28 protein-coding genes are annotated in these 22,194 nt (G+C 66.5%); 14 read left to right on the top strand and 14 right to left on the bottom strand.

Going from position 1 to position 22,194, the window contains the following annotated elements; translation table 11 throughout:
• Positions 1 to 61: 61 nt before the first annotated feature.
• Genes C5F44_RS01975 through C5F44_RS01935 form a run of 9 tightly spaced genes read left to right on the top strand, consistent with a single transcriptional unit; the run spans position 62 to position 4,509 of the window.
• On the top strand, positions 62 to 445 hold the full coding sequence (locus C5F44_RS01975) for a FlgB family protein (protein ID WP_107671849.1): 384 nt from the start codon (positions 62 to 64) through the stop codon (positions 443 to 445).
• Positions 446 to 457: 12 nt separating this feature from the next.
• Positions 458 to 838: a flagellar basal body rod protein FlgC gene (gene flgC, locus C5F44_RS01970; protein ID WP_107671802.1), complete on the top strand. Its 381-nt coding sequence runs from the start codon at positions 458 to 460 to the stop codon at positions 836 to 838.
• A gap of 14 nt (positions 839 to 852) precedes the next feature.
• A complete protein-coding gene (fliE, locus tag C5F44_RS01965; RefSeq protein WP_107671801.1) occupies positions 853 to 1,140 on the top strand; it encodes a flagellar hook-basal body complex protein FliE in 288 nt (95 codons plus the stop codon).
• A complete protein-coding gene (locus C5F44_RS01960) occupies positions 1,137 to 1,403 on the top strand; it encodes a flagellar biosynthetic protein FliQ (RefSeq protein ID WP_107671800.1) in 267 nt (88 codons plus the stop codon). The genes fliE and C5F44_RS01960 overlap by 4 nt, the downstream gene beginning before the upstream one ends.
• Before the next feature lie 2 nt (positions 1,404 to 1,405).
• Entirely contained in the window at positions 1,406 to 2,116 is a 711-nt protein-coding gene (locus tag C5F44_RS01955) for a flagellar hook-basal body complex protein (protein ID WP_107671799.1), read from the top strand.
• 2 nt (positions 2,117 to 2,118) lie between these two features.
• Positions 2,119 to 2,904: a flagellar basal-body rod protein FlgG gene (gene flgG / locus C5F44_RS01950; protein WP_107671798.1), complete on the top strand. Its 786-nt coding sequence runs from the start codon at positions 2,119 to 2,121 to the stop codon at positions 2,902 to 2,904.
• Positions 2,904 to 3,326: a flagellar basal body P-ring formation chaperone FlgA gene (gene flgA, locus C5F44_RS01945; RefSeq protein WP_107671848.1), complete on the top strand. Its 423-nt coding sequence runs from the start codon at positions 2,904 to 2,906 to the stop codon at positions 3,324 to 3,326. The genes flgG and flgA overlap by 1 nt, the downstream gene beginning before the upstream one ends.
• The gene (gene flgH / locus C5F44_RS01940) at positions 3,323 to 4,048 is read left to right on the top strand and encodes a flagellar basal body L-ring protein FlgH (RefSeq protein ID WP_107671797.1); all 726 of its coding nucleotides are present in this window, start codon (positions 3,323 to 3,325) and stop codon (positions 4,046 to 4,048) included. The genes flgA and flgH overlap by 4 nt, the downstream gene beginning before the upstream one ends.
• A 2-nt stretch (positions 4,049 to 4,050) precedes the next feature.
• On the top strand, positions 4,051 to 4,509 hold the full coding sequence (locus C5F44_RS01935) for a flagellar basal body-associated FliL family protein (protein ID WP_107671796.1): 459 nt from the start codon (positions 4,051 to 4,053) through the stop codon (positions 4,507 to 4,509).
• Here the strand turns inward: C5F44_RS01935 and C5F44_RS01930 are convergent.
• From C5F44_RS01930 to C5F44_RS01885, 10 genes are all read right to left on the bottom strand, one after another.
• On the bottom strand, positions 4,506 to 4,853 hold the full coding sequence (locus C5F44_RS01930; RefSeq protein WP_107671795.1) for a hypothetical protein: 348 nt from the start codon (positions 4,851 to 4,853) through the stop codon (positions 4,506 to 4,508). The genes C5F44_RS01935 and C5F44_RS01930 overlap by 4 nt on opposite strands.
• Entirely contained in the window at positions 4,850 to 5,929 is a 1,080-nt protein-coding gene (locus C5F44_RS01925; RefSeq protein ID WP_107671794.1) for an EscU/YscU/HrcU family type III secretion system export apparatus switch protein, read from the bottom strand. Before C5F44_RS01925 ends, C5F44_RS01930 begins: the two co-directional genes overlap by 4 nt.
• Positions 5,930 to 5,932: 3 nt before the next feature.
• Positions 5,933 to 6,694 (bottom strand): flagellar biosynthetic protein FliR, encoded by a 762-nt coding sequence (locus tag C5F44_RS01920; RefSeq protein ID WP_107671793.1) that lies wholly within the window; start codon positions 6,692 to 6,694, stop codon positions 5,933 to 5,935.
• Positions 6,691 to 8,700, bottom strand: a complete 2,010-nt coding sequence (gene flhA / locus C5F44_RS01915; RefSeq protein WP_235822480.1) for a flagellar biosynthesis protein FlhA — start codon at positions 8,698 to 8,700, stop codon at positions 6,691 to 6,693. The genes C5F44_RS01920 and flhA overlap by 4 nt, the downstream gene beginning before the upstream one ends.
• Before the next feature lie 62 nt (positions 8,701 to 8,762).
• Positions 8,763 to 9,437, bottom strand: a complete 675-nt coding sequence (locus C5F44_RS01910; RefSeq protein WP_107671791.1) for a lysozyme family protein — start codon at positions 9,435 to 9,437, stop codon at positions 8,763 to 8,765.
• 73 nt (positions 9,438 to 9,510) lie between these two features.
• On the bottom strand, positions 9,511 to 11,688 hold the full coding sequence (locus tag C5F44_RS01905) for a hypothetical protein (protein ID WP_107671790.1): 2,178 nt from the start codon (positions 11,686 to 11,688) through the stop codon (positions 9,511 to 9,513).
• Positions 11,685 to 12,554: a flagellar motor stator protein MotA gene (gene motA / locus C5F44_RS01900; RefSeq protein ID WP_107671789.1), complete on the bottom strand. Its 870-nt coding sequence runs from the start codon at positions 12,552 to 12,554 to the stop codon at positions 11,685 to 11,687. Before motA ends, C5F44_RS01905 begins: the two co-directional genes overlap by 4 nt.
• A gap of 64 nt (positions 12,555 to 12,618) precedes the next feature.
• Positions 12,619 to 13,185, bottom strand: coding sequence for a MotE family protein (locus tag C5F44_RS01895; protein WP_107671788.1), 567 nt, complete (start codon positions 13,183 to 13,185; stop codon positions 12,619 to 12,621).
• Positions 13,182 to 13,580, bottom strand: a complete 399-nt coding sequence (locus C5F44_RS01890) for a hypothetical protein (RefSeq protein ID WP_107671787.1) — start codon at positions 13,578 to 13,580, stop codon at positions 13,182 to 13,184. Before C5F44_RS01890 ends, C5F44_RS01895 begins: the two co-directional genes overlap by 4 nt.
• Positions 13,581 to 13,590: 10 nt before the next feature.
• Complete coding sequence (locus C5F44_RS01885; RefSeq protein ID WP_107671786.1) at positions 13,591 to 14,082, bottom strand: flagellar basal body-associated FliL family protein; 492 nt, start codon at positions 14,080 to 14,082, stop codon at positions 13,591 to 13,593.
• Between the two features lie 108 nt (positions 14,083 to 14,190).
• Here C5F44_RS01885 and fliF point away from each other — a divergent pair, with 108 nt between their 5' ends.
• The 5 genes from fliF (at position 14,191) to speB (ending at position 18,404) form a co-directional block, all read left to right on the top strand.
• On the top strand, positions 14,191 to 15,801 hold the full coding sequence (gene fliF / locus C5F44_RS01880; protein WP_107671785.1) for a flagellar basal-body MS-ring/collar protein FliF: 1,611 nt from the start codon (positions 14,191 to 14,193) through the stop codon (positions 15,799 to 15,801).
• Positions 15,801 to 16,403, top strand: coding sequence for a FliH/SctL family protein (locus C5F44_RS01875; protein WP_107671784.1), 603 nt, complete (start codon positions 15,801 to 15,803; stop codon positions 16,401 to 16,403). Before fliF ends, C5F44_RS01875 begins: the two co-directional genes overlap by 1 nt.
• Positions 16,396 to 16,665 carry a FliM/FliN family flagellar motor switch protein gene (locus C5F44_RS01870; protein WP_107671783.1) on the top strand — a complete coding sequence of 90 codons (270 nt, stop codon included), beginning with the start codon at positions 16,396 to 16,398 and terminating at the stop codon, positions 16,663 to 16,665. The genes C5F44_RS01875 and C5F44_RS01870 overlap by 8 nt, the downstream gene beginning before the upstream one ends.
• Positions 16,662 to 17,387 (top strand): flagellar type III secretion system pore protein FliP, encoded by a 726-nt coding sequence (gene fliP, locus C5F44_RS01865; protein WP_107671782.1) that lies wholly within the window; start codon positions 16,662 to 16,664, stop codon positions 17,385 to 17,387. Before C5F44_RS01870 ends, fliP begins: the two co-directional genes overlap by 4 nt.
• 63 nt (positions 17,388 to 17,450) lie before the next feature.
• Entirely contained in the window at positions 17,451 to 18,404 is a 954-nt protein-coding gene (speB, locus tag C5F44_RS01860) for an agmatinase (protein WP_107671781.1), read from the top strand.
• A 2-nt stretch (positions 18,405 to 18,406) separates the two neighbouring features.
• Here the strand turns inward: speB and C5F44_RS01855 are convergent, their stop codons facing one another.
• The 4 genes from C5F44_RS01855 to C5F44_RS01840 are packed head-to-tail and all read right to left on the bottom strand — an operon-like array spanning position 18,407 to position 22,194.
• A complete protein-coding gene (locus C5F44_RS01855) occupies positions 18,407 to 19,405 on the bottom strand; it encodes an ABC transporter ATP-binding protein (protein ID WP_107671780.1) in 999 nt (332 codons plus the stop codon).
• A 4-nt stretch (positions 19,406 to 19,409) separates the two neighbouring features.
• A complete protein-coding gene (locus C5F44_RS01850) occupies positions 19,410 to 20,438 on the bottom strand; it encodes a Gfo/Idh/MocA family protein (protein ID WP_181318148.1) in 1,029 nt (342 codons plus the stop codon).
• On the bottom strand, positions 20,435 to 21,274 hold the full coding sequence (locus C5F44_RS01845) for a carbohydrate ABC transporter permease (protein WP_107671779.1): 840 nt from the start codon (positions 21,272 to 21,274) through the stop codon (positions 20,435 to 20,437). The genes C5F44_RS01850 and C5F44_RS01845 overlap by 4 nt, the downstream gene beginning before the upstream one ends.
• Positions 21,274 to 22,194 (bottom strand): carbohydrate ABC transporter permease, encoded by a 921-nt coding sequence (locus C5F44_RS01840; RefSeq protein ID WP_107671778.1) that lies wholly within the window; start codon positions 22,192 to 22,194, stop codon positions 21,274 to 21,276. Before C5F44_RS01840 ends, C5F44_RS01845 begins: the two co-directional genes overlap by 1 nt.

Genomic DNA, 22,194 nt, shown 5'->3' with positions numbered 1-22,194 from the left:
ATACGGTTTCTAAAGGAATCGCCCTTAAGCCTTGGTGAAGCAGGTCGAGGGAGAAGCCCCGATGTTCGAGAAACTGGAACTGACACGCATGGCGCAGGGAATGGCGGCCCATGCCGGTGCCCGGATGGGGGTGATCGCGAAAAATGTCGCGAACGCCGATACCCCCGGCTACAAGGCGCAGGATATTCCCGATTTCGCCTCGGTCTATGCCGACCCCGGCCTTGCGCTGAAAACCACGCGCGCCGGCCATATCGCCGACCCGGCCCGCCCGATGGCCCCTGCGCCCGTGGCCAAGGGGGGGGCAGAATCGCCCAACGGCAACAGCGTGTCGCTGGAACAGGAAATGGTGAAATCGGCCGAGGCCCGGCAGGAACATGACATGGCGCTGGCGATCTACCGCGCCACCTCGGACGTGATCCGCGCCTCGCTGGGCCGGGCAAGGTAACGGGGGCACGCGATGAATGATCTGACCACATCGCTTGGCTTCGCGGCCTCGGGGATGCAGGCCCAGGCAACCCGGCTGCGCCATGTTTCCGAGAATATCGCCAATGCCGATACCCCCGGCTACCACCGCAAGACCATCAGCTTTCACGAGGAGATGGACAGCGGGCAGGTCACGGCAGGCCCGGTGCGGCTGGACCGCTCGGAGCTGACCCGCATCTATGACCCCGGCAATCCGCTGGCCGACGAGACGGGGTATTACGACGGCTCGAACGTCGACCTTGTGCTGGAAATCGCCGACGCACGGGAAGCCCAACGCAGCTATGAAGCCAATCTTCGCATGTTCGACCAGGCGCGCCAGATGACGCAAAGCCTGTTCGACCTTCTGCGCCGCTGAGGGGGACCGCCGGAATGGATGTGAAACCCTCGTTCGCCGCCCAGACCTATGCGCAGGCCAGAACGGCCGCAGCGCCAAAGCCTTCGGAAGACGGGGGCATCAGTTTCGGCAAGCTGGCGGGAAACTTCGCCGAAACGCTTGTCCGGCACGAGCAGACGGCCCGCGCCGCCATGACCGGCGGCGCGGACCCCCATGCCCTGGTCGAGGCGCTGGCCTCATCGCAACTGGCCGTGGAAACCGTGGCCACCGTGCGCGACCGCGTGGTCGAGGCCTATCAGGAGATTCTGAGGATGCCGATATGACCGACGCCGCGCTTTATGACGTGATGCGCCAGGGCCTTTGGGTTGCGGTGACGATTTCCGCGCCGCTCCTGACGGTGGCGCTGGTGGCCGGGGTGGTGATCGGCCTTTTTCAGGCCCTGACCTCGGTGCAGGAAATGACGCTGACCTTCGTGCCCAAGGTGGCCGCGATGATGGCCGTTTTCTGGGTCTCGATGAGTTTCATGACCGGCTCGCTGGTGACTTTCTTCACCAAGCTGGTGATCCCGATGATCGCAGGGGGCTGACCATGGATACCGCGGGATATGTGACGCTGGGCCGGCAATCGGGGCTGATGCGGGAAATGCAGGTGGTGGCGAACAACATCGCCAACCTTTCGACCACCGGCTTCCGGCGCGAAGGCGTGGTGTTCGCCGAGCACGTCGCCCGGCTGGACCACGAACCTTCGGTTTCGATGGCTCATGGCAATGGCCGCATCGTCGATCTGTCACAGGCCGGGCTGACGCCGACCGGGGCCCCTTTCGACCTGGGCATTCAGGGCGAAGGGTTCTTTCTGGTGGAAACGCCGCAGGGCAACCGGCTGACCCGGGCCGGCAGCTTCACCCCCTCGGCCGAGGGGGAGCTGGTCACACCCGAAGGCTTTCGCCTGCTTGACGCCGGGGGCACCCCGGTCTTCGTACCGCCGGATGCCGGCCAGGTGGGCGTGGCGTCAGATGGCACGCTTTCGGCGGGTGGCGCCCCGATCGCCCGGATCGGCCTCTGGCGCCCGGTCGATCCGCTGGCGCTGCGCCATCAGTCGGGCACGCTCTTCGACGGCGGCCAGCTTGAACCGGCTGAGACCGGCGTGATCAGGCAGGGGTTCCTTGAGGACAGCAATGTTCAACCCGTGGCGGAAATCGCCCGGATGATCGAGGTGCAGCGCGCCTATGAGATGGGCCAAAAATTCATGGACGCCGAAGACACCCGTATGCGCGGCGTGATCCAGACGCTGGGACGCTGACGATGAAAGCGCTTCATATCGCGGCAACCGGCATGGCGGCCCAGCAGATGAAGGTTGACGTGGTGTCCAACAACCTCGCCAACATGTCGACCACCGGCTACAACGCCCGCCGCGCCGACTTCGCCGATCTGCATTACCAGCAGCTTGCCCGCCCCGGCACCATCACCGCGCAGGACGGCGCGATGCTGCCGACCGGGGTTCAGATCGGCCTGGGTGTGCGGCCCGCGGCCGTGTCTCTGGTGCTGGAACAGGGGCCGCTCTCGCAGACCAAGGGCGATCTGGATCTTGCCATCGAAGGCGCCGGCTATCTTGAGGTGACGCTACCTTCGGGAAACTCGGGCTATACCCGCGACGGCGCTCTGAAACGGTCGCCCGATGGTCTGATCGTCACCGCGGATGGCTACCCGGTGGTGCCGGGCATCACCATACCTTCCGACGCGCATTCGATTACCATCAATGCCGCGGGCGAGGTCTATGCCTATTTCACCGATCAGGTGGAACCCACACAGCTTGGCCAGCTTACGCTGACCGGCTTCACCAATGAAAAGGGGCTTGAGGCGATCGGGTCCAACCTTTTCCTGGAAACCCCGGCCTCTGGCCCGCCGCAGGTGGGCAACCCCGGCACCGACGGGCTGGGCACGCTGCGGCAGGGCTATCTTGAGGAAAGCTCGGTCGATGCGGTGCGCGAAGTGACCGAGCTGATCAAGGCGCAGCGTGGATACGAGCTGAACGCCAAGGTCATCACCGCCGTCGACCAGATGCTGGCCGCCACAACGCAGGTGCGATGATGCTGCTGCGGTTGGCTGTCCTTCTGGCCTTGCCCGGCGTTGCCGGCGCCGAAAGCGTTGTCGCGGCGCGCACACTGCCAGCCGGCACCGTGCTGACGCAGGGCGACCTCATGCTGGTCGATGCCGAGATTCCCGGCGCGCTGACCGCGCCCGAGGTGGCGCTGGGCCAGCAGACCCGCATCGCGCTTTATGCCGGGCGGGCCGTTCATGCCCGCGACATCGGCGCCCCTGCCCTGGTTCAGCGGAACGGCATCGTCACCCTGGTCTATCGCGCCGGCGGCCTGACCATCCGCGCCGACGGCCGCGCCCTGGAGGCGGGTGCCGAAGGCGACAGCATCCGCGCCCTGAACCTTGCGTCGAAAACCACCGTTTCGGGCCGTGTCGCCCCGGACGGCACCCTGATCGTTGGAGGCCCCCCGTGACCCGCAAACTGCCCGCCCTGCTTGCCCTGCTTCCCGCCGCCTGCGGCGATCTCAGCCAGGTCGGCCGCGCACCCGATTTTTCACCGCTTGAGGGCAGCTATCAGCATCATGCGATGTATTCGACGCCGATGCCCGAAATGGCCGATCCCTCGGGGCCAACGGATGCGTCCTCGTTGTGGACGGGGGGAACGGCCTCGCTTCTGGGGGACCGCCGCGCCGCCAAGCGCGGCGATATCCTGACCGTGGTGATCGAGATCGACGACAGTGCCGAGATTTCGAATTCGACCGACCGCTCCCGCAAGGGCAGCCAGAGCATGGGCATCCCGTCGCTTTTCGGCATCCCGCAAAGGATTGACGATGCCCTGCCCGAAGGGGCCAGCATGGCCGAAGCGGTGAAGACGCAGTCTTCATCCACCTTTGCCGGCGATGGCAGCGTTTCGCGCAAGGAAAAGCTGACGCTGCGGGTGGCGGCGACCGTGGTCGAGGAACTGCCGAATGGCGTGCTGCGGATCGAGGGACAGCAGGAGGTGAGGGTCAACTTCGAGCTGCGCGAACTGATCGTGACCGGCTATGTCCGGCCCGCCGACATTTCGCGCCAGAATGAGGTGACCTATGACAAGATCGCCGGCGCCCGCATCTCTTATGGCGGGCGCGGCCAGATTTCCGAGGTGCAGCAGCCGCGCTATGGCCAGCAGGCCGCGGAAATCCTGCTGCCGTTCTGACCATGATCCGCAAACTTCTTCCCGTTCTTCTTGCCCTTCTGGGCCTTGGCACCGGCCTTGGCGCCGGCCTGGTCCTGCGCCCTGAGGCCGACCACACGGCCGAACCCACCCCCGAGCAAGATGCAAAGGCAGAGACGGCACCCGATTATGTGAAGCTGAACAACCAGTTCGTGGTGCCCATCCTTGAAGGCGGGCGGGTGACGGCCATGGTCGTGCTCTCGCTCAGCCTTGAGGTGCAGGCCGGCCAGACCGAAGCCGTCTACAACCGCGAACCGAAGATCCGTGACGCCTTCCTTCAGGTGCTGTTCGACCATGCCAACAGCGGCGGATTCCGGGGGTCGTTCACCGATGGGTCGAACCTGGTGCTGCTGCGGCAGGCGCTGACGGAAAAGGCTGCGGGAATTCTGGGCCCGACCGTCACCGATGTGCTGATCACCGAAATCGCCCGTCAGGACAGTTAATCGCGGCGCTTTTGCCGTTCGGCCGCCTGCAGGCGGTGCAGTACCTGTGCGCGGCCAAAGGCGCGGCGGGTTTCATCAAGATGCAGCAGCCATTCGGCCTGCCGGGCTGCGATCTGCAGGTTCAGGTCGGCCCGGCGTCGGCTGGCCCAGGTTTCATAATCAAAAGACACAAGCGCCGTCGCCGCCGGCGAAAGCCCCTCGGCCGGGCGCGGCGCCTCAAGGGCTGCAAGCTGCGCCTTCAACGCCTCACGCGCGGCGGCAATGCGCGACAGTTCGGCAGACCGGGCCTGCAGCACTATGTCCGCCATTTCGGACAGACGGCGCAGCCGTGGGTCGTCGCTCATCGCGCGCCCCGGTTGCGGGCGCGTTTGCGCAAGGATTCGGCAAACCGGATGGCGGCGGCCACGGCAGCGTAATGTTCGGGGCGGATCTCCTGCCCGATCTCAAGGCTGGCGTGCAAGGCGCGGGCGGTGGGCGGGTCTCGTCGGATCGGAACGCCGGCCTCTTGCGCGCGTTCGCGGATACGGGCGGCGATCTCGTCCATCCCCTTGGCCACGCAGACCGGCGCGCGGCCTTTGCCGCGTTCCCATTTCAGCGCCACGGCGTAATGCGTGGGGTTCACAATCACTACATCCGCCTTTGGCACATCAGTCAGCATCCGCCGCGTCGCCACCTCTTGCGCGCGACGGCGACGGTTAGCCTTGAGATGTGGGTCACCCTCGCTGTCCTTCATCTCATCGGTCAGTTCCTTGCGGCTCATCCGGTTGCGGCGGGTGAACTCAAACCGCTGCCACAGCCAATCTGTCAGGCCGAAGACAAGGCTGATCGCAAGGATCAGCATCAGGAAGCGCAGCGCCTGATCCGCGACCAGTGCGGCCACCTGCCCGGCCTGCAGCGCCGAGGCAAGCGTCAGCCAGGGCAGGCCAGACCGCAGATAAAGCCCCAGGATCAGTGCCACGACGATCAGCTTGGCAGCCTTGCGGGCGAAATCGACCAGCGCGGCGCGGCCGAATTTCTGCCGAAGGTTGGCGGGGATCGACAGCCGCTCGGGCTTGAGCGCCAGTTTCGACGGCGCAAAGACCAGCGACCGCGTCGCCAAAAGATAGATCAGGACCAGAACCGCCGGAACCATCAGCATCAGCACCGCAGGGCCGGCCATGGCCCCCGCCTGCCCGGCCACCTGCGCCACCAGCCCGCCCCCCCCGGCGTCCGGCCCCCCGAGCATTGCCATGCCCGCGGTGCCCATGCGCTGAATGGCCCAGGGGCCCAGCAGCAGACCCGCCAGCAGGAAGCCGCCATAGCTGACCGCAGCCTGCAAATCCTCGGACCGGGGGACATCGCCCTGTTCGCGGGCCTGTTCCAGCCGGCGCTGCGAGGGATCGAATTCCTTTTCGGCTTCATCCGTTTCAGCGCCTGCCATGCCCTACCCCGCGAAAGGGGTGGCAAGGGCCTGCGCCATGGCCCCGCGCCAGACCGCCAGAAGCGCCGGCGTGGCCAGCGCCAGCAGCGCCAGCCCGCCCAGCGTCAGCGCCGGCGCGCCGATCATCGTCACCATCAGTTGCGGCATGGCCCGGTTCATGACCCCCAGCGTCAGATTGTAAAGCAGCGAAGCCAGCACGAATGGCGCGGCAAGCGAGAAGCCAAGCGCCAGAACCTGTGCTCCCCGCGCCACGCCCCAGCCGGCCAGGGCGCCCGGGTCGGGCGGATGGCCGGGCGGCATCAGATCATAGGACAGGACCAGCAGCTCAACCGCGCGGGGCAGGCCGCCCATGCCCAGAAACAGCGCAATTCCGGCAAGCGTGAACAGGTTTGCCACGATGGGCTGCGGCTCTGGCCCGGTTCCGGCGAACATCTGCGCCAGCGTGATCGACTGCGCCGCAATGGTGCCGGCCGTTTGCAGCGCCAGAATCATCAGTCGCAACCCAACGCCCAAAATCAGGCCCGCCACCGCCTCAACCGCCAGGGCGCCGAAGCCGGTGCCGCCGGGCGGCGGAACGGCAGGCGCAACGATGACGGTCAGCGCCACCGCCACCGCCAGCTTGATGCGCTGCGGCACCGCCTGTTCGCCGATGCCGGGCAACAGCGCCACGGCGGCGCCCACCCGGACGAAGACCAGCATCACCTGCAGGACCAGCCCTTCGGCCACACCCAGAAGCTGCGCCAGCGGGGCCGCGAAATCCATCATGCCGCCACCTGCCCCAGCAGTGCGGGCCGCACGTCGATGCCCAGTTCCTCATAAGACAGAACCGGCACCTGCAACCCCTTGGCCTGAACCACCGTGCGCAGGAACCGCCGCCGTGCGGCCGAGGCGATCAGCGCCGGAAAGGCCCCGCCTTCGGCCGCTTGGGCCATCCGGTCAGCAATACCGTTTGCAAGCCGGGCGAACAGGTCGGGCGGCAGGGCAATGTCGCGCGGATTGCGGTCACCGTCCATCTGATGGGTCTGGAAGGTGCGTTCCCATTCCGGCGCCAACTGGATCAGCGGAACCGAGCCATCGGGGCGGCGATAATCGGCCACGATCTGGAACCCCAGCCGCTGACGGACATGTTCGGTCACCGCCTCGGGCGAGCCGAGACCCCGCGCCTCGGCCACCGATTCCAGGATGAGCGGCAGGTTGCGGATGGACACCCGTTCCTCCAGCAGCAGGCGCAGCACCGCATGAAGCAGGTCAAGCGGAACCTTGTCGGGAACCAGATCGTCCAGCAGGCGGCGGTTCGCCTCGGCGCGACTGCGGTCGGACAGTTGGGTAAATTCGTCCAGCAGCCGACGCAGCCCGCGCAGGGACAGAAGCCGTGCCAGGTTGCCCTTCAGCACCTCAAGCAGATGGGTGGCCAGCACTTCGGCCGGGGAAACCACGGTCAGGCCGGCCAGAGCGGCATCTTCCTGCAGATCGGGGCGAATCCAGCGCGCCGGGGCGCCATAGACGGGTTCGCGGACATCTTCGCCTTCGGGCGCGGGCACGCCTTCGGACAGCAGCACCAGCACCCGATCGGGCAAAAGCCGGTTCGCTACCCGTTCCACCCCCTGAATGCGGATGCGATATTGGCCGGGGGCCATGGCCGCCTCATCCGTGAGGCGGATTTCGGGCAGGATCAGGCCATAGCTGGCGGCGATATGGTTGCGCATGTTGGCAATGCGCCCATCCAGCCCGGTGGCCGGGTCCAGCGCCATGCCCACAAGGTTGGGCGCGAATTCGATATGGATCTCATCGAAATCCAGCACGTCGCCGATCGGGCGGCGGGCGGACGGTTCGGTCCTGGTCTCGGCCTCCGGCGCCTCGGGCTTGCGGTTGGCGCCATACCAGGCGGCCGCCGCCAGCGCCGCAGCGGCGGCGATGAAGGGCAGAAAGGGCATGCCCGGCACCACGGCGAACAGTGCCATCAGGGCAGAAACCGTGCCCAGGGCCGCCGGATAGCGGCCCAACTGAGCAAAGAACGACACATCCGCCGCCCCCTTGGCCCCGCCGCGCGACAGCAGCAGCGCCGCCGCGACCGAGATCACCACGGCCGGAATCTGGCTGACCAGCCCGTCGCCCACGGTCAGGATCGAATAGGTCTCGAACGCGCGGGAAAACGCCATGCCATGCAGGCCGACACCAACCGCCAGCCCGACGATCAGGTTCAGCCCGGTGATCAGCAGCCCCGCCACCGCGTCGCCCTTGACGAACTTGGATGCGCCATCGAGCGAGCCGAAGAAGTTGGTTTCGGCCAGTTCGATCTCTCGCCGGCGCTTGGCCTCTTCATGGGTGATGGCGCCGGCCGACATGTCGGCGTCAATGGCCAGTTGGCGGCCAGGCATCCCGTCCAGCGCAAAGCGGGCGCCCACCTCGGCCATGCGGCCGGCCCCCTTGGTGATGACGATGAAGTTGACGATCAGCAGGACGACAAAGATCACCAGCCCCAGCACGATATTGCCGCCCATGATGAATTCGGCGAACCCCTCGATCACATGGCCGGCGGCGGCGGTGCCGGTGTGGCCCTGCCCGATGATCAGCTTGGTAGACGAGACGTTCAGCGACAGCCGCAGCAGCAGCGAAGCCAGCAGGATGGTGGGGAAGGCCGAAAAATCGAGTGGACGTTCGATGAACAGCGCCACCGTCAGCATCAGGATCGCCAGCGCGAAGGAAAGGGCAAGACCCACGTCCAGCACGCCGGCCGGCACCGGCAGGACCATCATCGCGATGACCGCCATCAGCGCCAGCGCCAGCAGAATCGTCGGACGGAACAGCGCACGGATCGTCAGGCCGGGCACGATTACGGCCCCCCGATCAGGGGTGAGGCGGTATCTGACAGGGGCACCAGCGACCCTGCGCCGCGGGTCGCCCCGGCCAGCAGCAGCGGGAAGCGGTTTTCGCGCGGGATCGCGCTTTCGGACGGCGGCGATCCGTCACCAAGCGCCGCGTAGATCGGCTTGAACCGGGCAAGGTAGCGTTCGGCATAGGCCGGGGTCGAGGAATGATAGGCGGCAACGGCGGCGCCCCAATCACCGCTGTCCTGATACAGGCGCAACACCAGACGGGCGGCATAAACTGCGTTCGTTTCCGGGTCGAGCATCCCTGTCAGGCTGGCGAAAGCCTGACCATGCCAGCGGTGGTTCAATTGGAAACAGCCGACATCGACATTGGTCGTGCCCGCGGCAAGCACGGTTTCCAGATGGGTCAGCGCCGCCTGACGACTGTCGAACCACAGCCCCTCCCCCCCCTTGTTCAGCGTCCAGGGCCAGGGGGTCAGAATACCGTCCGGGCCGGCCCTTCCGGTTTCGGTCAGGGTAAGCGCCAGCAGAATCCGCAGCGGAACGCCGGTTTCTGCGGCCGCCCTGCGTGCGGCAGACAGGCAGAGCGCCGATGGATCGGTCGCGGCGCTGGCGGCCACGGGCACGCACAGCAGGATGGCCACGGCGGCGAAGGGGCGAAGGTCTGGCCAGATCATTCTGATCCCGATGCAACGGGGGCGGCGGACCCGCCCCGTGGCAAAGCCTAGCGGCGGTCAGGTTGACAAAGCGTTACGGGGCAACGGTTGTTTCCAGCAGCGCCTTGAGCGTGGCACGGGCGCGGGCGGTTTCGTCAGCCAGCGCGGCGCCACGGGCAATCGGGCCCGGCGCGGTGGCCCCTGCCGACGCGGGGCCAACCAGCGCCGCCGCAGCTTTCCACGCCTCTGGTCCCGCCTGCGCGACCTGCGGCCAGTCCTCTGCCCGGATGAGGGCCCGGTCACGGCCCGCGGTATCACCGGCCCGGTCCAAAGCGGCAGCGGCCGCCTCAGCGTCGCCCAGTTGCAGAACGGCCGCGGCGCGCAGGCTTTCCGCCTCGGCGTCAGACAAGCCGGACAGCGCTTCAAGGGCACCGCGGGCATCACGCAGTTGCAGCCTTGCCCGGGCCGCCAACAACCGGACCGGATCAGCCGCCGGCCCAAGCGGGCCCAGCCATGCGAGAGCCTCGGCCGGAAAGCCAAGCTCTGTCAGCCGCGCGGCCACGGCTTGCGCCACGGTGTCCGCCACCTTTGGCGGCTGGCCTGCCGCGGCGACCGCCTGCGCAAGGAAGACGCCATCCCCGGCCCCATCGGCGGCCAACTGCCAGAGATCGGCGCCGGTCTGCGGTGCCTTGGGCAACAAGGCGAAGGACGTTTCAAAATCGCCGGTCATTGCAGATGCCAGAATCAGCGCGCGGGTCAACGCCCCTTCCCGCGCGGTTCCACGCGCCTCTTGCCGGAAGGCGGCCAGCGCGGCGGGCAGATCCGGCGGAAGGGAATGGTCGCCCTGAAAGGCGGCTTCGACACGGGTGACAGCCGCCATGTCCTGCCCCGGACCGCTTTCCTTCAGCACCGAATCGGCCAGTGCGCCCGCCCTGGCCTGGTCACCGGTGGCCAGTTGGTAGCCGGCATCCATCAGCGCAACCTCGGGGGCTGCGGGGCCGGGCGCGCGCAGGGCGGCATCCTTGATCCGCCTTGCGGTTTCCTCATCGTTGACGGTCAGGAACAGGGCCACCAGCGGCGGGCCAAGATGATGGCGCAGATGCGCCGGCAGGGCGGAAAAGCTGCGCGCCACCGCAGCCGTGTTCAGCGCGCGGATCTCTGACACGGGGGGCGGGCGACCCACGGCCAGCGCCAGCGCGGCCCAAAGCGCGGCGGCGGTATCGCAGCTTTCCAGCCCCTTGAACGGGTTGGGCATGGCCGGTTCAAGATCCACCAGAAAGGTCAGCGCGCGCAGGCGGGCGCGATCCGGGTCATCCGGCCCATCCAGCAGGTTCAGGATCTGCCGCCCCTCGGCCCCGAACCCCAGCGCGACATGGGCGCGGGTGGCGCGCAGCACCGCCTCGGAAACCGGCGTGTCAAATTCGCCCAGCAGGCCGGATCGCGCAGCGCCAAGCTGTTCGGCCGGCGGCCCGGTCAGGCCCCAATCGGCGACCGACAGCGCCGTGTCATCAGGACAGACCAGCCCAAGCGCCGACAGCGGCAGATCCGGGTCGCGAATCGTGGCGGCCCGGAGACCCGGCAGTTCCCCCAGCGCGATGCGAATCCCCTCTGGCCCGGCCCCCCGCGGCCCTGTCCCCTCTGGCAGCCGGGCGGGCCTGGCGATTTCCACCACGCCCTGGGCAACGCCACGGCTGATCTGTTCCAGCAGGGCCCGACGCAGCGGGTCCAGCGCCGCAGCCGTTGCCGCCTTGACCAAAGGCCCTTGCGCAGGGCGCGCGGGCGACGGCGGCGTGTGTGCCGCCCCCCCGGGCCAGATCGCCAGCCAGTCATACCCCGCAGGCCCGGCAGGGGCATCCGGCGGGGCCAGGGCGGGGGCGGGCGGGTCGATGGGGTTTTCAAAGGCGGTGCCCGCAGGCGGGGCGCCGGTCTTGATGTCCACGACAATCACCCCGGGCCGGAATTCGAAGGCAATGGCGTGGCAGGCGCAGGACAGTGCCAGCCGCAGCCTTCCGCTGGCCGGGTCGCGCCACAGGCCAGACACACGGTTACGTGGAATTTTCTCGAAAGCCTGGCTCAGATCAAACCCGGTGACATCGGGGCCAAGGGCCAGCTCATACCCGTCTTCGGTGCGGCCAAAGCGCCAGTCTCCGGCGGCAGCGGCCTCAATCACGATGCGGGTGAAATCCGGGTGCTCGCCACCCTTGACCCGCGCGACCTCGGCCATGGCGGGGCTGGCTGACAGCAGCAGGGCGATCAGGACGGCGCGGATCATGCGGCCTCCTGTTTCAGGGCCCGCAACGCCTCTTCCAGATCGCCGAAGCCGGGCCGCACCTGATGCGGCGTGTTCTGCCGCCCGACCTCGATGCAGATGTTCGCCGGGTGGCGATGCAGGTTCGCCACCAGAACCTCGCGGATCAGGTGGTAGAAATGGGCGTCTTCCTCAACCACCTGTTTCACCCGGGCCGAGAACGGGCCCATCAGCCCATAAGCCAGGAACACGCCCAGAAACGTACCGACCAGCGCCGAACCGATCATCGCGCCCAGCACTTCGGGCGGCTGGTCGATCGAGCCCATGGTCTTGATCACCCCCAGAACGGCGGCCACGATGCCCAGTGCGGGCAACCCGTCGGCCATGGATTGCAGCGCGTGGCTGGAGTGCAGGGCGTGGTGCAACTGCGCCTCCATCCGCTTGTCCAGCACTTCCTCAACCTGATGGGGATCGTCATAATTCATCGAAGCGGCGCGCAGCGTGTCGCAGATCAGTTCCACCGCATCATGGTCTTGCAGGATTTTCGGATACCTGCCGAAGATCGCCGAATTGTCCGGGTTTTCGACATGTTCCTCCAGACCGACCGGGTTCGATTTCGACAGCCGCACCAGTTCGAACAGCAGACAAAGCAGATCGCGGTAATCGGCGGGTTTCCAGCGCGGGCCCTTGAAGACCTTGCCAATGTCTCGGACCGTCTGCTTGACCGAGGCAAAATCGTTGGAAATCAGGAAAGCCCCGACCGCCGCGCCGCCGATCATGATCATCTCGAACGGCAGCGCGTGCAGGATGGGTTCAAGGTGGCCGCCGTGTACGACAAAGCCGCCGAAGACCATCACGATGATGACCACGATTCCGATGATGCCGAACATCTGCGCTGGTTCCGTTCCCTGTTCAGGCGGCAGTCTCGCCCCGGCGGGTTAACAAGAGGCGAAGTCAGTCTTTCGGGGCCATGGCATTGCGGCCGGCCAGAATGGCGCTGACGGCATAGGCTTTTTCCGGCGTCATTCCGGCCAGGACCGCCGCCGCCGCATCCGGCCGCATCCGGCCCAGGAAGCCCGCGGCAAAGCCCGCCTCCATCGCGTCGAACAGGGCGGCGGCGTCTTTCGGCTTCATCGCTTCATAAACCGTGGTCAGCCGCGCCAGATCGCCCTCGGCGGCGCCATCGGCCAGGGCAAGGGTCTTGCGCAATTCGGTCTCGGCCGCTTCGAGTTCGGCCAGACGGGTGGCGATTGCCTGATCCGCCAGCGCGAGTGCCGCCGAATGGTCAGCCAGCGCCGCCTCTTGCACGGAAAGCCGGTCTTCCCGCAGCTTCAGCGCCCTTGCCAGCTCTTCGGGCAGGGGCGGGCAATCGGGCGCGCGCGCGCCCTTGTCCTGCGGCAAGGCCCCTTCGGCGGCACGGGCAAGCCCGGCCCCCAGCCCATCGCCCAGGCGCAGCGCACCGGACGAGGCGAAAAGCAGCGCGATCACGATGAGGGCCCCGCGTCCTGCCCGCCGCCTCATTCCGCGGCCTCCATCGGGGCGCGGGATGCGCGGCGGCGGACAAAGCGCAAGCGGCGGCTGTCATCGTCACACTCAGGCTCTGATTCAGGCGTTTCGGGTGCCGGCCCCGCTTCGGGCAGATCGTGCAGCGAGGCAACCAGCAGTTCCAGCCGCCGCGCCACGCCTTCCGCCCGCGTGGTCAGTTCCTCAAGCCGATGCTCTGCCCCGCCGGCCACGCCCTGCGCCTTGTCCAGCGCCCTGGTCATGTCATCGACCTGCGCCGACAGCACGGCAATGGCGCCGCCCATGCCGTCTTCCAGCGTGGTAAAGCGGCGCAGCCGGCTGGCCAGCACATAGCAATAGATCGCCGCGCCAAGACTGGCGGCAAACAGCAGCGCATCTGAAATCAGCTCCATCTTCGCCCCCTCAGTCCAGCACGAATTCGGTAATCAGCAGATCGCGCACCCGCCCTTCGCCGGTAACGATCTGCACCCGGCGCAGCATCTGCGCCCGCAGCCGCGCCATGGCGGAAGGGTCTTCGATCTCGGCCACCGAGATGGCGCGCAGGTAGCTGTTCAGCACGTCCAGGATACGTGGCATCAGCAGTGTCACCTCGGCGGCATAGGGTTTGGCCACCTCAAGCTGGGCGGTAAATTTCAGATGCCGGCTGCCCGCTTCGGCACCCAGCGTCACCACCACGGGCGTGATCGCGACAAAGGCGATGTCGGGCAACGGCCCGGCGGCCGGTTCCGCCGCATCGTGCGATTCGGCGGTGGGGCCGAACAGCAAGCCGGACCAGGTGGCGTAAAAGCCACCCGCCCCGGCCAGCAGCGCCAGCAGAACCCCGATCAGCAGCGGCAGCTTCGATGTCTTCGGTTTCGGCCCCGCATCAAGTGCGGACTCGGCGGTATTGACCACGGTATCCTCCGTTCCGGTCCGGGAACGAAACTAGATCGAATGTCACTAACCGATTGTTAAGGCACACCCTCTCATTCTGGCCGCACGGGAAGGATTCCCGGCGGAGAAATGATGCTGCAGAATGTCACCTCGGTCTGGACCGGCCTTTCCCCCCGCCGGCGCCTTGTTGTTGCCGGGGCCACGCTGGCCATGTTCCTGGCCGTTCTGGCGCTGGCGCGCATGGCGGGTGGGCCGCAGATGGTGCTGCTTTACGCCGGCCTTGATGGCCGCGCCGCGGGCGAGGTGATTGCCGCGCTGGACCAGCGCGCCGTTGCCTACGAGGTGCGGGGTGATTCCATCCTTGTGGACATCAACGCCCGCGATGCCCTGCGTATGTCGCTGGCGGGTGAGGGGCTGCCGTCGGCCGGCAGTCAGGGCTATGAACTGCTGGACCAGTTGACCGGCTTCGGCACCACATCGCAGATGTTCGACGCCGCCTATTGGCGCGCGAAAGAGGGCGAGCTTGCCCGCACCATTCTGGCGGTGCCGGAAATCCGGGCCGCGCGGGTGCATATCTCGCAAGGCCCGTCCGACACGTTTCGCCGCGACCAGACCCCTACGGCCAGCGTCACGGTCACCACGGCGTCTGGCAACCTTTCCGAATCGCAGGCACGGGCACTGAAACATCTGGTCGCCTCGGCGGTGGCGGGGCTGAGGCCCGAGGATGTGCAGGTGATTGATACCGTCGGCGGCCTGATCGCGGCCAATGATGCGCCCGACGCGGCCACCGGAACGGCGGCTTCGGGCCGCGCAGCCGAAATCCGCCACAACGTCGAACGCCTGCTTGAGGCGCGTGTTGGCCCCGGCAAGGCCGTGGTCGAGGTGGCGGTTGATCTGGTGACCGAGCGCGAAACCCTGACCGAACGCAAGATTGACCCGCAGGGCCGGGTTGCGATCTCCTCCGAGACCGAGGAGCACAGCCAGCAGGCAACCGAGCCGGGCGGCGCGGTCACCGTGGCGTCGAACCTGCCCGAAGGGGACGCCGGCCCTGGCGCCAATGGCAAATCAAGCACCAGCGAAACCCGTGAGCGGGTGAATTACGAAGTGTCCGAAACCCAGCGTGAACTGACGCGCGGCCCGGGGGGCATCCGCCGCCTGACGGTGGCCGTTCTGGTCGATGGCCAGATGGTGACCGCAGCCGATGGCACGCAAAGCCGGCAACCCCGGTCCGACGAGGAACTGGCCGCGCTGCGCGAACTGGTCGCCTCGGCCGTTGGTCTGGATGAGACGCGCGGCGATGTGCTGACGCTGAAGTCGCTGGATTTCACCCAACCGACCGTTCAGGGCACCGAAGCCACCACCCGTCTGATCCCGCCGCTGGGGCCGATCGACGTGATGGCGGCGATCCAGATCGCGGCGCTGGCGCTGGTGGCGCTGATCCTTGGGCTGTTCGTGCTGCGGCCACTGCTGGCCTCGGGCCGTGCTGCGGCGCAGCTTCCGGCCCCCGAGGGACGGCTGGCGCTGCCCGGTGCGGCCACAGCCCCCGAAGCCCTGACAGGCGAGATCCAGGACGGATTTTCCTTGCCCGATCTGCCGATGGTCGATTTTGCCGCCAACGCGCCCGGGGACGAAGCGGCAGAAGATCCGGCCACCCGCCTGCGCCGGCTGATCGCCGAGCGCCAGACCGAAACCATCGAAATCCTGCGCGGCTGGCTGGAACCGGAAGAGGAGCGGGCCTGATGCCGATGCCCCGGCTTGAGGTGTTCGAAACCGCGGCCACACCCGGCCGCAGCCAGACACTGGTCACCACCGAAGTCGCCGCCATCGAAGAGGCGAAGTTGGCGTCGTATGAATCCGGCTACAAGGCCGGCTGGGACGATGCCGTCGCCGCGCAGGCGGAAGACCAGACCCGCATCCGCGCCGATCTGGCCCGCACCCTGCAACAGCTTTCCTTCACCTATCAGGAGGCGCGGGCGCATGTCCTCATGGCGCTGGAGCCGCTGCTGACCGAAATGGTCAATCGCCTGCTGCCCGAAACCGCGCGGGAAACGCTGGCGCCGCTGGTTCTGGAACGGCTGATGCCCATGGCCGAGGAGCTGGCGGACCAGCCGGTCACGCTGGTGCTGAACCCGGCCGTGCGCCGGGCCATTTCCGACCTGATCGAACAGGCCACCGGCCTGCCGCTGACCCTGGAAGAGGAACCGACGCTGCCCGAAGGCCAAGTCTATCTGCGGCTAGGCAGCACCGAAGCCAAGGTCGACCTGACGCGCGTCACCGCCGAAATCGCTGCCGCCGTGCGCGGCTTCTTCACCCTTGCCAAAGAGGCGCCCGCCCATGGATGACCTGACCGACAGCAGCCCCTTCGCCCAGGTTCCGATCGAGATCACCATCTCGGTCGGTCGCGCCCGCCCCCTGGTACGCGACCTGCTGCGCCTTGGCCGCGATGCCGTTCTGCCACTGGACCGCCGCGTCGATGATCCGGTCGAACTTTATGTGGGCGACCGGCTGATCGCCCGGGGCGAGCTGACCGAACTTGAGGGCGACGCCTCGGGTCAACTGGCCGTGCGGCTGACCGAGGTGGCAAACCTGAAGGGCGGGCTGTGAAACGCGCGCTTGTTCTGGCCGCACTGGCCGCGCTGCTGCTGGCGCATCCCGCCGCCGCGCAGGATCTGACGCTCAGCCTGGGCGAGGGGGATTCGCTGGCCGCGCGGTCGGTGCAGCTTCTGCTGCTGATCACCGTGCTGTCGGTGGTGCCGGGGTTGGCGGTCATGGTGACCTGCTTTCCCTTCATCGTCACCGTCCTGTCGATCCTGCGGCAGGGCATCGGGCTGCAACAGGCACCCCCGAACATGCTGATCATCAGCCTTGCGCTGTTCCTGACCTGGTATGTGATGGACCCGGTGTTCACCGAAGCCTGGACCGCCGGCCTTGGCCCCTTCAGCCGCAACGAGATGGACATCGCCACCGCCTTTGCCCAGGCCGCCAAACCCTTCCGCGCCTTCATGTCGGCCCGAATCGACGCCGAAACCTTCGCCACACTGGATGCACTGCGCCCGCGCGCGCCCTCGGCCACGGCCGATGCACCGCTGTCGCTGCTGGTGCCGTCCTTCCTGCTGTCGGAAATCCAGCGCGCGTTCGAGATCGGGTTCCTGGTCTTTCTGCCCTTCCTGATCATCGACCTGGTGGTTTCGGCGATCCTGATGTCAATGGGCATGATGATGGTGCCCCCCGCCGTGGTATCCCTGCCCTTCAAGCTGGCCTTCTTCGTGGTGGCCGACGGATGGAGCCTGATCGCCAGCGCGCTGGTACGCAGCTACACCGGCTAGGCTTGCCCTGACGCGCCGCTTGCGGCTAGCTAGGCGTAGCCCCTGCGAGCCCGAGGTCTGCCCATGCCCTTCAACCAGCCCCTTGGCGGCAACGAGATGCCGCGTTTCGGCGGCCCCGCCACCTTCATGCGCCTGCCCGCCGCCACCAGCGCCGAAGGGCTGGATGTCGCCATCATCGGCATCCCGATGGACATAGGCACCTCGAACCGCCCAGGCACCCGGCTGGGCCCGCGCCAGATTCGTGACGAAAGCCGGATGCTGCGGCCCTATAACATGGCAACCGGGGCCGCGCCCTTCGACCACCTTCAGGTGGCCGATATCGGCGATGTGCCGATCAACACCTTCGACCTGAAGAAATCGGTCGACATCATCACCGGCTTCCACCGCGGCGTTCTGGCCGCCGGCGCGTTGCCGCTGACGCTGGGCGGTGACCACACGCTGACCTGGCCGATCCTGCGCGCCATCCGCGAAAAACATGGCCCCGTGGCGCTGATCCATGTCGATGCCCATGCCGACATCAACGACACGATGTTCGGCGAAAAGGTGGCCCACGGCTGCCCCTTCCGCCGGGCCTTCGAAGACGGCTGCCTGATCAATGACAAGGTGTTCCAGATCGGGCTGCGCGGCACCGGCTATTCCCCCGACGATTTCGACTGGGGCCGCCGCAACGGCTGGACGGTGGTGCAGGCCGAAGACTGCTGGCACAAGTCGCTGGTGCCGCTGATGGCCGAGATCCGCGCAAAGATCGGGGATGCTCCGGTCTATCTCAGCTATGACATCGACAGTCTTGACCCCGCCTTCGCCCCCGGCACCGGCACGGTTGAACCGGGCGGTCTGACCATCTGGCAGGGGCTGGAAATTGTCCGGGGTTGCGCCGGGCTGAACCTTGTCGGCGGCGATCTGGTCGAGGTGTCGCCGCCCTATGACCCAAGCGGCAACACCGCCCTGATCGGCGCGAATCTTGTCTATGAGATGCTCTGCGTGCTGCCCGGCGTGCCGCAAGGGGTGCGGCGGTAGCCTCAGCGCATCCGCTGCCCTTCGGCATCGAAACGGAAGCCCCGCTCGGCAAGGGGGGTCAGGTGGACGGTCTCATCCACCGCAAAGTCATGCTCGCCGAACAGCCGCGTGGTCAGCAGGCCATGGGTTTCGGACCGGGCATAGACCAGCGTCTCGCCGCCCAGCTTCTCGACATGGCTTATCTGTGCGGCAAACCGGCCGGCCTTGCGGGACACTTCCAGATGCTCGGGCCGGATGCCCAGCGTCTCGCCCTGTTCGCCCAGCGCGGCGGCCTTGAGGAAGTTCATCTGCGGGCTGCCGATGAAGCCCGCGACGAAGACGTTGTCCGGGTCGTTGTAAAGCTGCATCGGCGCGCCCACCTGTTCCACCCGTCCCGCCCGCAGCACGACGATCTTGTCGGCCAGCGTCATCGCCTCAACCTGATCATGCGTCACATAGATCATGGTCGCCGCCAGTTCCCGGTGCAGTCGGGCGATCTCGATCCGTGTCGCCACCCGCAGCGCGGCATCCAGGTTCGACAGAGGTTCGTCAAACAGGAACAGCTTGGGCCGCCGCACGATGGCCCGCCCGATGGCCACCCGCTGCCGCTGCCCGCCCGACAGTTCCGCCGGGCGCCGGTCCATCAACGGGCCCAGCGCCAGCATGTCGGCGGCCTTGTCGGTGGCGGCGGCGATCTCGGCCTTGGCCACCCCGGCCTGTTTCAGCGCCAGACCCATGTTGTCGCGCACCGTCAGGTGGGGGTACAGGGCATAGCTCTGGAACACCATCGCCAGTTCCCGCTTGGCAGGCGCCACGTCGTTGATCCGCTGCCCGTCCAGCAGGATGTCACCGGCGCTGGCATCCTCAAGCCCCGCGATGATGCGCAGCAACGTGGATTTCCCGCAGCCTGACGGGCCGACGAACACGCAGAATTCGCCGTCCTCGACAGTCAGATCGACACCGCGGATCACCTCGGTCTTGCCAAAGCTCTTGCCGACGGCCTTCAGTTCCAGAGCACCCATGTTCCTACCCCTGCAATTTCACAGGCTGCCCCGAGCGGACGCTTTCATCCGCCGCCAGACACACCGCCAGCGACCGCACCGCATCTTCCATATGACGCGACAGGTCGAGATCTTCGGTAATCGCGCGGGCCATGAAGGCCTGCTCGCGTTCGCACAGATCCTGATGGCCCGGCTCATCGGCCATGTTCAGGTTTTCGTCCGGCTGGCCCACCCGATGAATCCGCAGCATCGAGGTTTTCGTATGCGTGTCGTGGTCATCAGACCGGGCCGTTTCCGGCATACGGATCGACACTGCCCCGCGCGGACTGACCACATCCTTCACGAAAAAGGCGGTGTCGCTCATCATCGGGCCCCAGCCGGCTTCGTACCAGCCAACGCTGCCATCGGCAAAGATCACCTGAAAATGCCCGTAGTTGTACATCTCGGGCGCGATCTCGTCGGACAGGCGCAGCCCCATGCCGCGCACCTCGACCGGCGGCGCATCGGTGATCTGGCACATCACATCGACATAATGCACGCCACAATCGACGATCGGGCTGGTGGTCTGCATCAGCGCCTTGTGCGTTTCCCAGGTCGGGCCGCTGGACTGCTGGTTCAGGTTCAGACGGAACACATACGGCCCTCCCATCGCCCGCGCTTCGGCGATCAGGCGCATCCAGCTTGGGTGATGGCGCAGGATATAGCCCACCGCCAGCTTGCGCCCGTTTGCCCGCGCACAATCCACCACCCGCCGCGCGTCGGCCACCGTGGTTGCCAGCGGCTTTTCCACAAACACATGCGCGCCCTGTTCCATTGCCGCACAGGCGAAATCGGCGTGGCTGTCGGAATAGGTGGAGACGCAGACCAGATCGGGTTTCAGCCGGTGCAGGGCCTCATGGAAATCGGGCGTGATGGCATAGTCCTTCAGCGCCGGGTCCAGCACCGGCACCGACCGGTTCACCAGCCCCACCAGTTCAAAGGCGGGGTTGCGGTGATAGGCCAGAGCATGGCTGCGCCCCATGTTGCCCAGCCCGGCAACCATCACTCGGATCATTTCACGGCTCCTACGGTGATCCCGCGGATCAACTGCCGCGAGAAGATGAGATACAGCACCAGCACCGGCACGATGGCCAGCGACAGCGCCGCCAGAAGGGCGTTCCAGTCGTTCTGGAACTGCCCGATGAACACCTGCGCCCCCAGGGTAACGGTCTTGGTCTGCTCGGCCGAAGCCAGGATCAGCGGGAACCACAGGTCGTTCCAGATCGGGATCATGGTGAACACCGCCACCGTCGCCATGGCCGGGCGCACCAGCGGCAGCACCAGCCGGAAGAAGATGGCGTATTCGCTGAGACCGTCGATCCGCCCGGCGTTCTTGAGATCGTTCGAGACCGACTTCATGAATTCGCTGAGGATGAACACGCTCAACGGCAACCCCTGCGCGGTATAGACCAGGATCAGCGCCGTCAGCGTGTTCACCAACCCGCTGGCCACCATCATCTCAAGAATGGCCACGGTGCCCAGGCGGATCGGGATCATGATGCCCAGCGCCAGATACAGGCCCATCAGCGTGTTGCCGCGAAACCGGTATTCCGACAGGGCGAAGGCCGCCATGGCCCCGAACAGTAGCACGAAGAACAGGCTGGCCACCGTCACGGTCATGCTGTTCTGAAAGTACAGCACGAAATCGCCCTGCTTCATCACCGTCTGGTAGCCGACCAGATCAAAGGATTTGCCCAAGGGCAGGGCCAGCGGATCGCCGAAGATCGCCTTCCGCGTCTTCAGGCTGTTGATGAGGATGACGAAGACCGGGAACAGCGCGATCACCGTATAGGCAATCAGCACGGCATGGGCGGCCACGGTCCGGCCAAGGGAAGTACGCGCGCTGGACATCAGAACTGATACCTCCGCAGACGGGTCTGGATGCCGAAAAGATAGGCGCTGACCCCGATCAGGATGATGCCGAACATTGCCCCGGCGATGGCCGATCCCATGTAGGGATCACCCAGTTGCAACTGGAACCCAAAGAAGGTGCGGTACAGGAAGGTGCCCAGGATGTCTGTGCTGAAGTCCGGGCCCGCCAGCGCGCCTTGCGTCACATAGATCAGGTCAAAGGCGTTGAAGTTGCCGACAAAGGTCAGGATCGAGATGATGCCGATGCTTGGCAGGATCAGCGGCAGCTTGATCTTCCAGAACTGCGACCAGCCGCTGATGCCGTCCATTTCGGCGGCCTCCAGAACCTCGTCGGGAATGCTCAGCAGCGCGGCATAGATCAGCATCATCGGGATGCCCACGAACTGCCAGACCGAGACCAGCGCCAGCGTCGTCAGGGCATAGTCCTCCTTGCCCAGCCAGGGTACGAAGAACCCGTCCAGCCCGACCAGCCCCATCAGCCCCTTGGCGATGCCCCAGTTCGGGTTCAGGATCAGCTTCCAGACAAAGCCGACGATCACGAAGCTGAGGATCGTCGGAATGAAGATCGCGGTGCGGTAGAAGGCAGCCATCCGCAGCTTGGGGCTGGACAAGAGCGCCGCCAGTGCCACGCCCACCGGATTCTGCACAAGCATGTGGATGACAAAGAACCACGCATTGTTGCCCAGGGCGTTCCAGAACTGCCTGGACCAAAGCGCCTCGCCGAACAGTCTGGCAAAGTTCTGCAGGCCCACAAAGACCCGCTGCCCCGTGCCATCGACGTTGAACAGGGACTGCGCCAGCGTGCCGAACAGCGGAATGATCATCAACGCCGTGTAGACAGCCACCGCAGGGGCCAGAAACACGGCAATATGCCATCGCACAGGCCTTCCGGAAGCCAT

Origin of the sequence: Fuscovulum blasticum DSM 2131 (assembly GCF_003034965.1) — a bacterium.
GTDB classification, from domain to species: domain Bacteria; phylum Pseudomonadota; class Alphaproteobacteria; order Rhodobacterales; family Rhodobacteraceae; genus Pseudogemmobacter; species Pseudogemmobacter blasticus.
The sequence above is the reverse complement of the archived record's forward strand: the minus strand, read 5'-3'. Positions and strand labels throughout refer to the sequence as shown.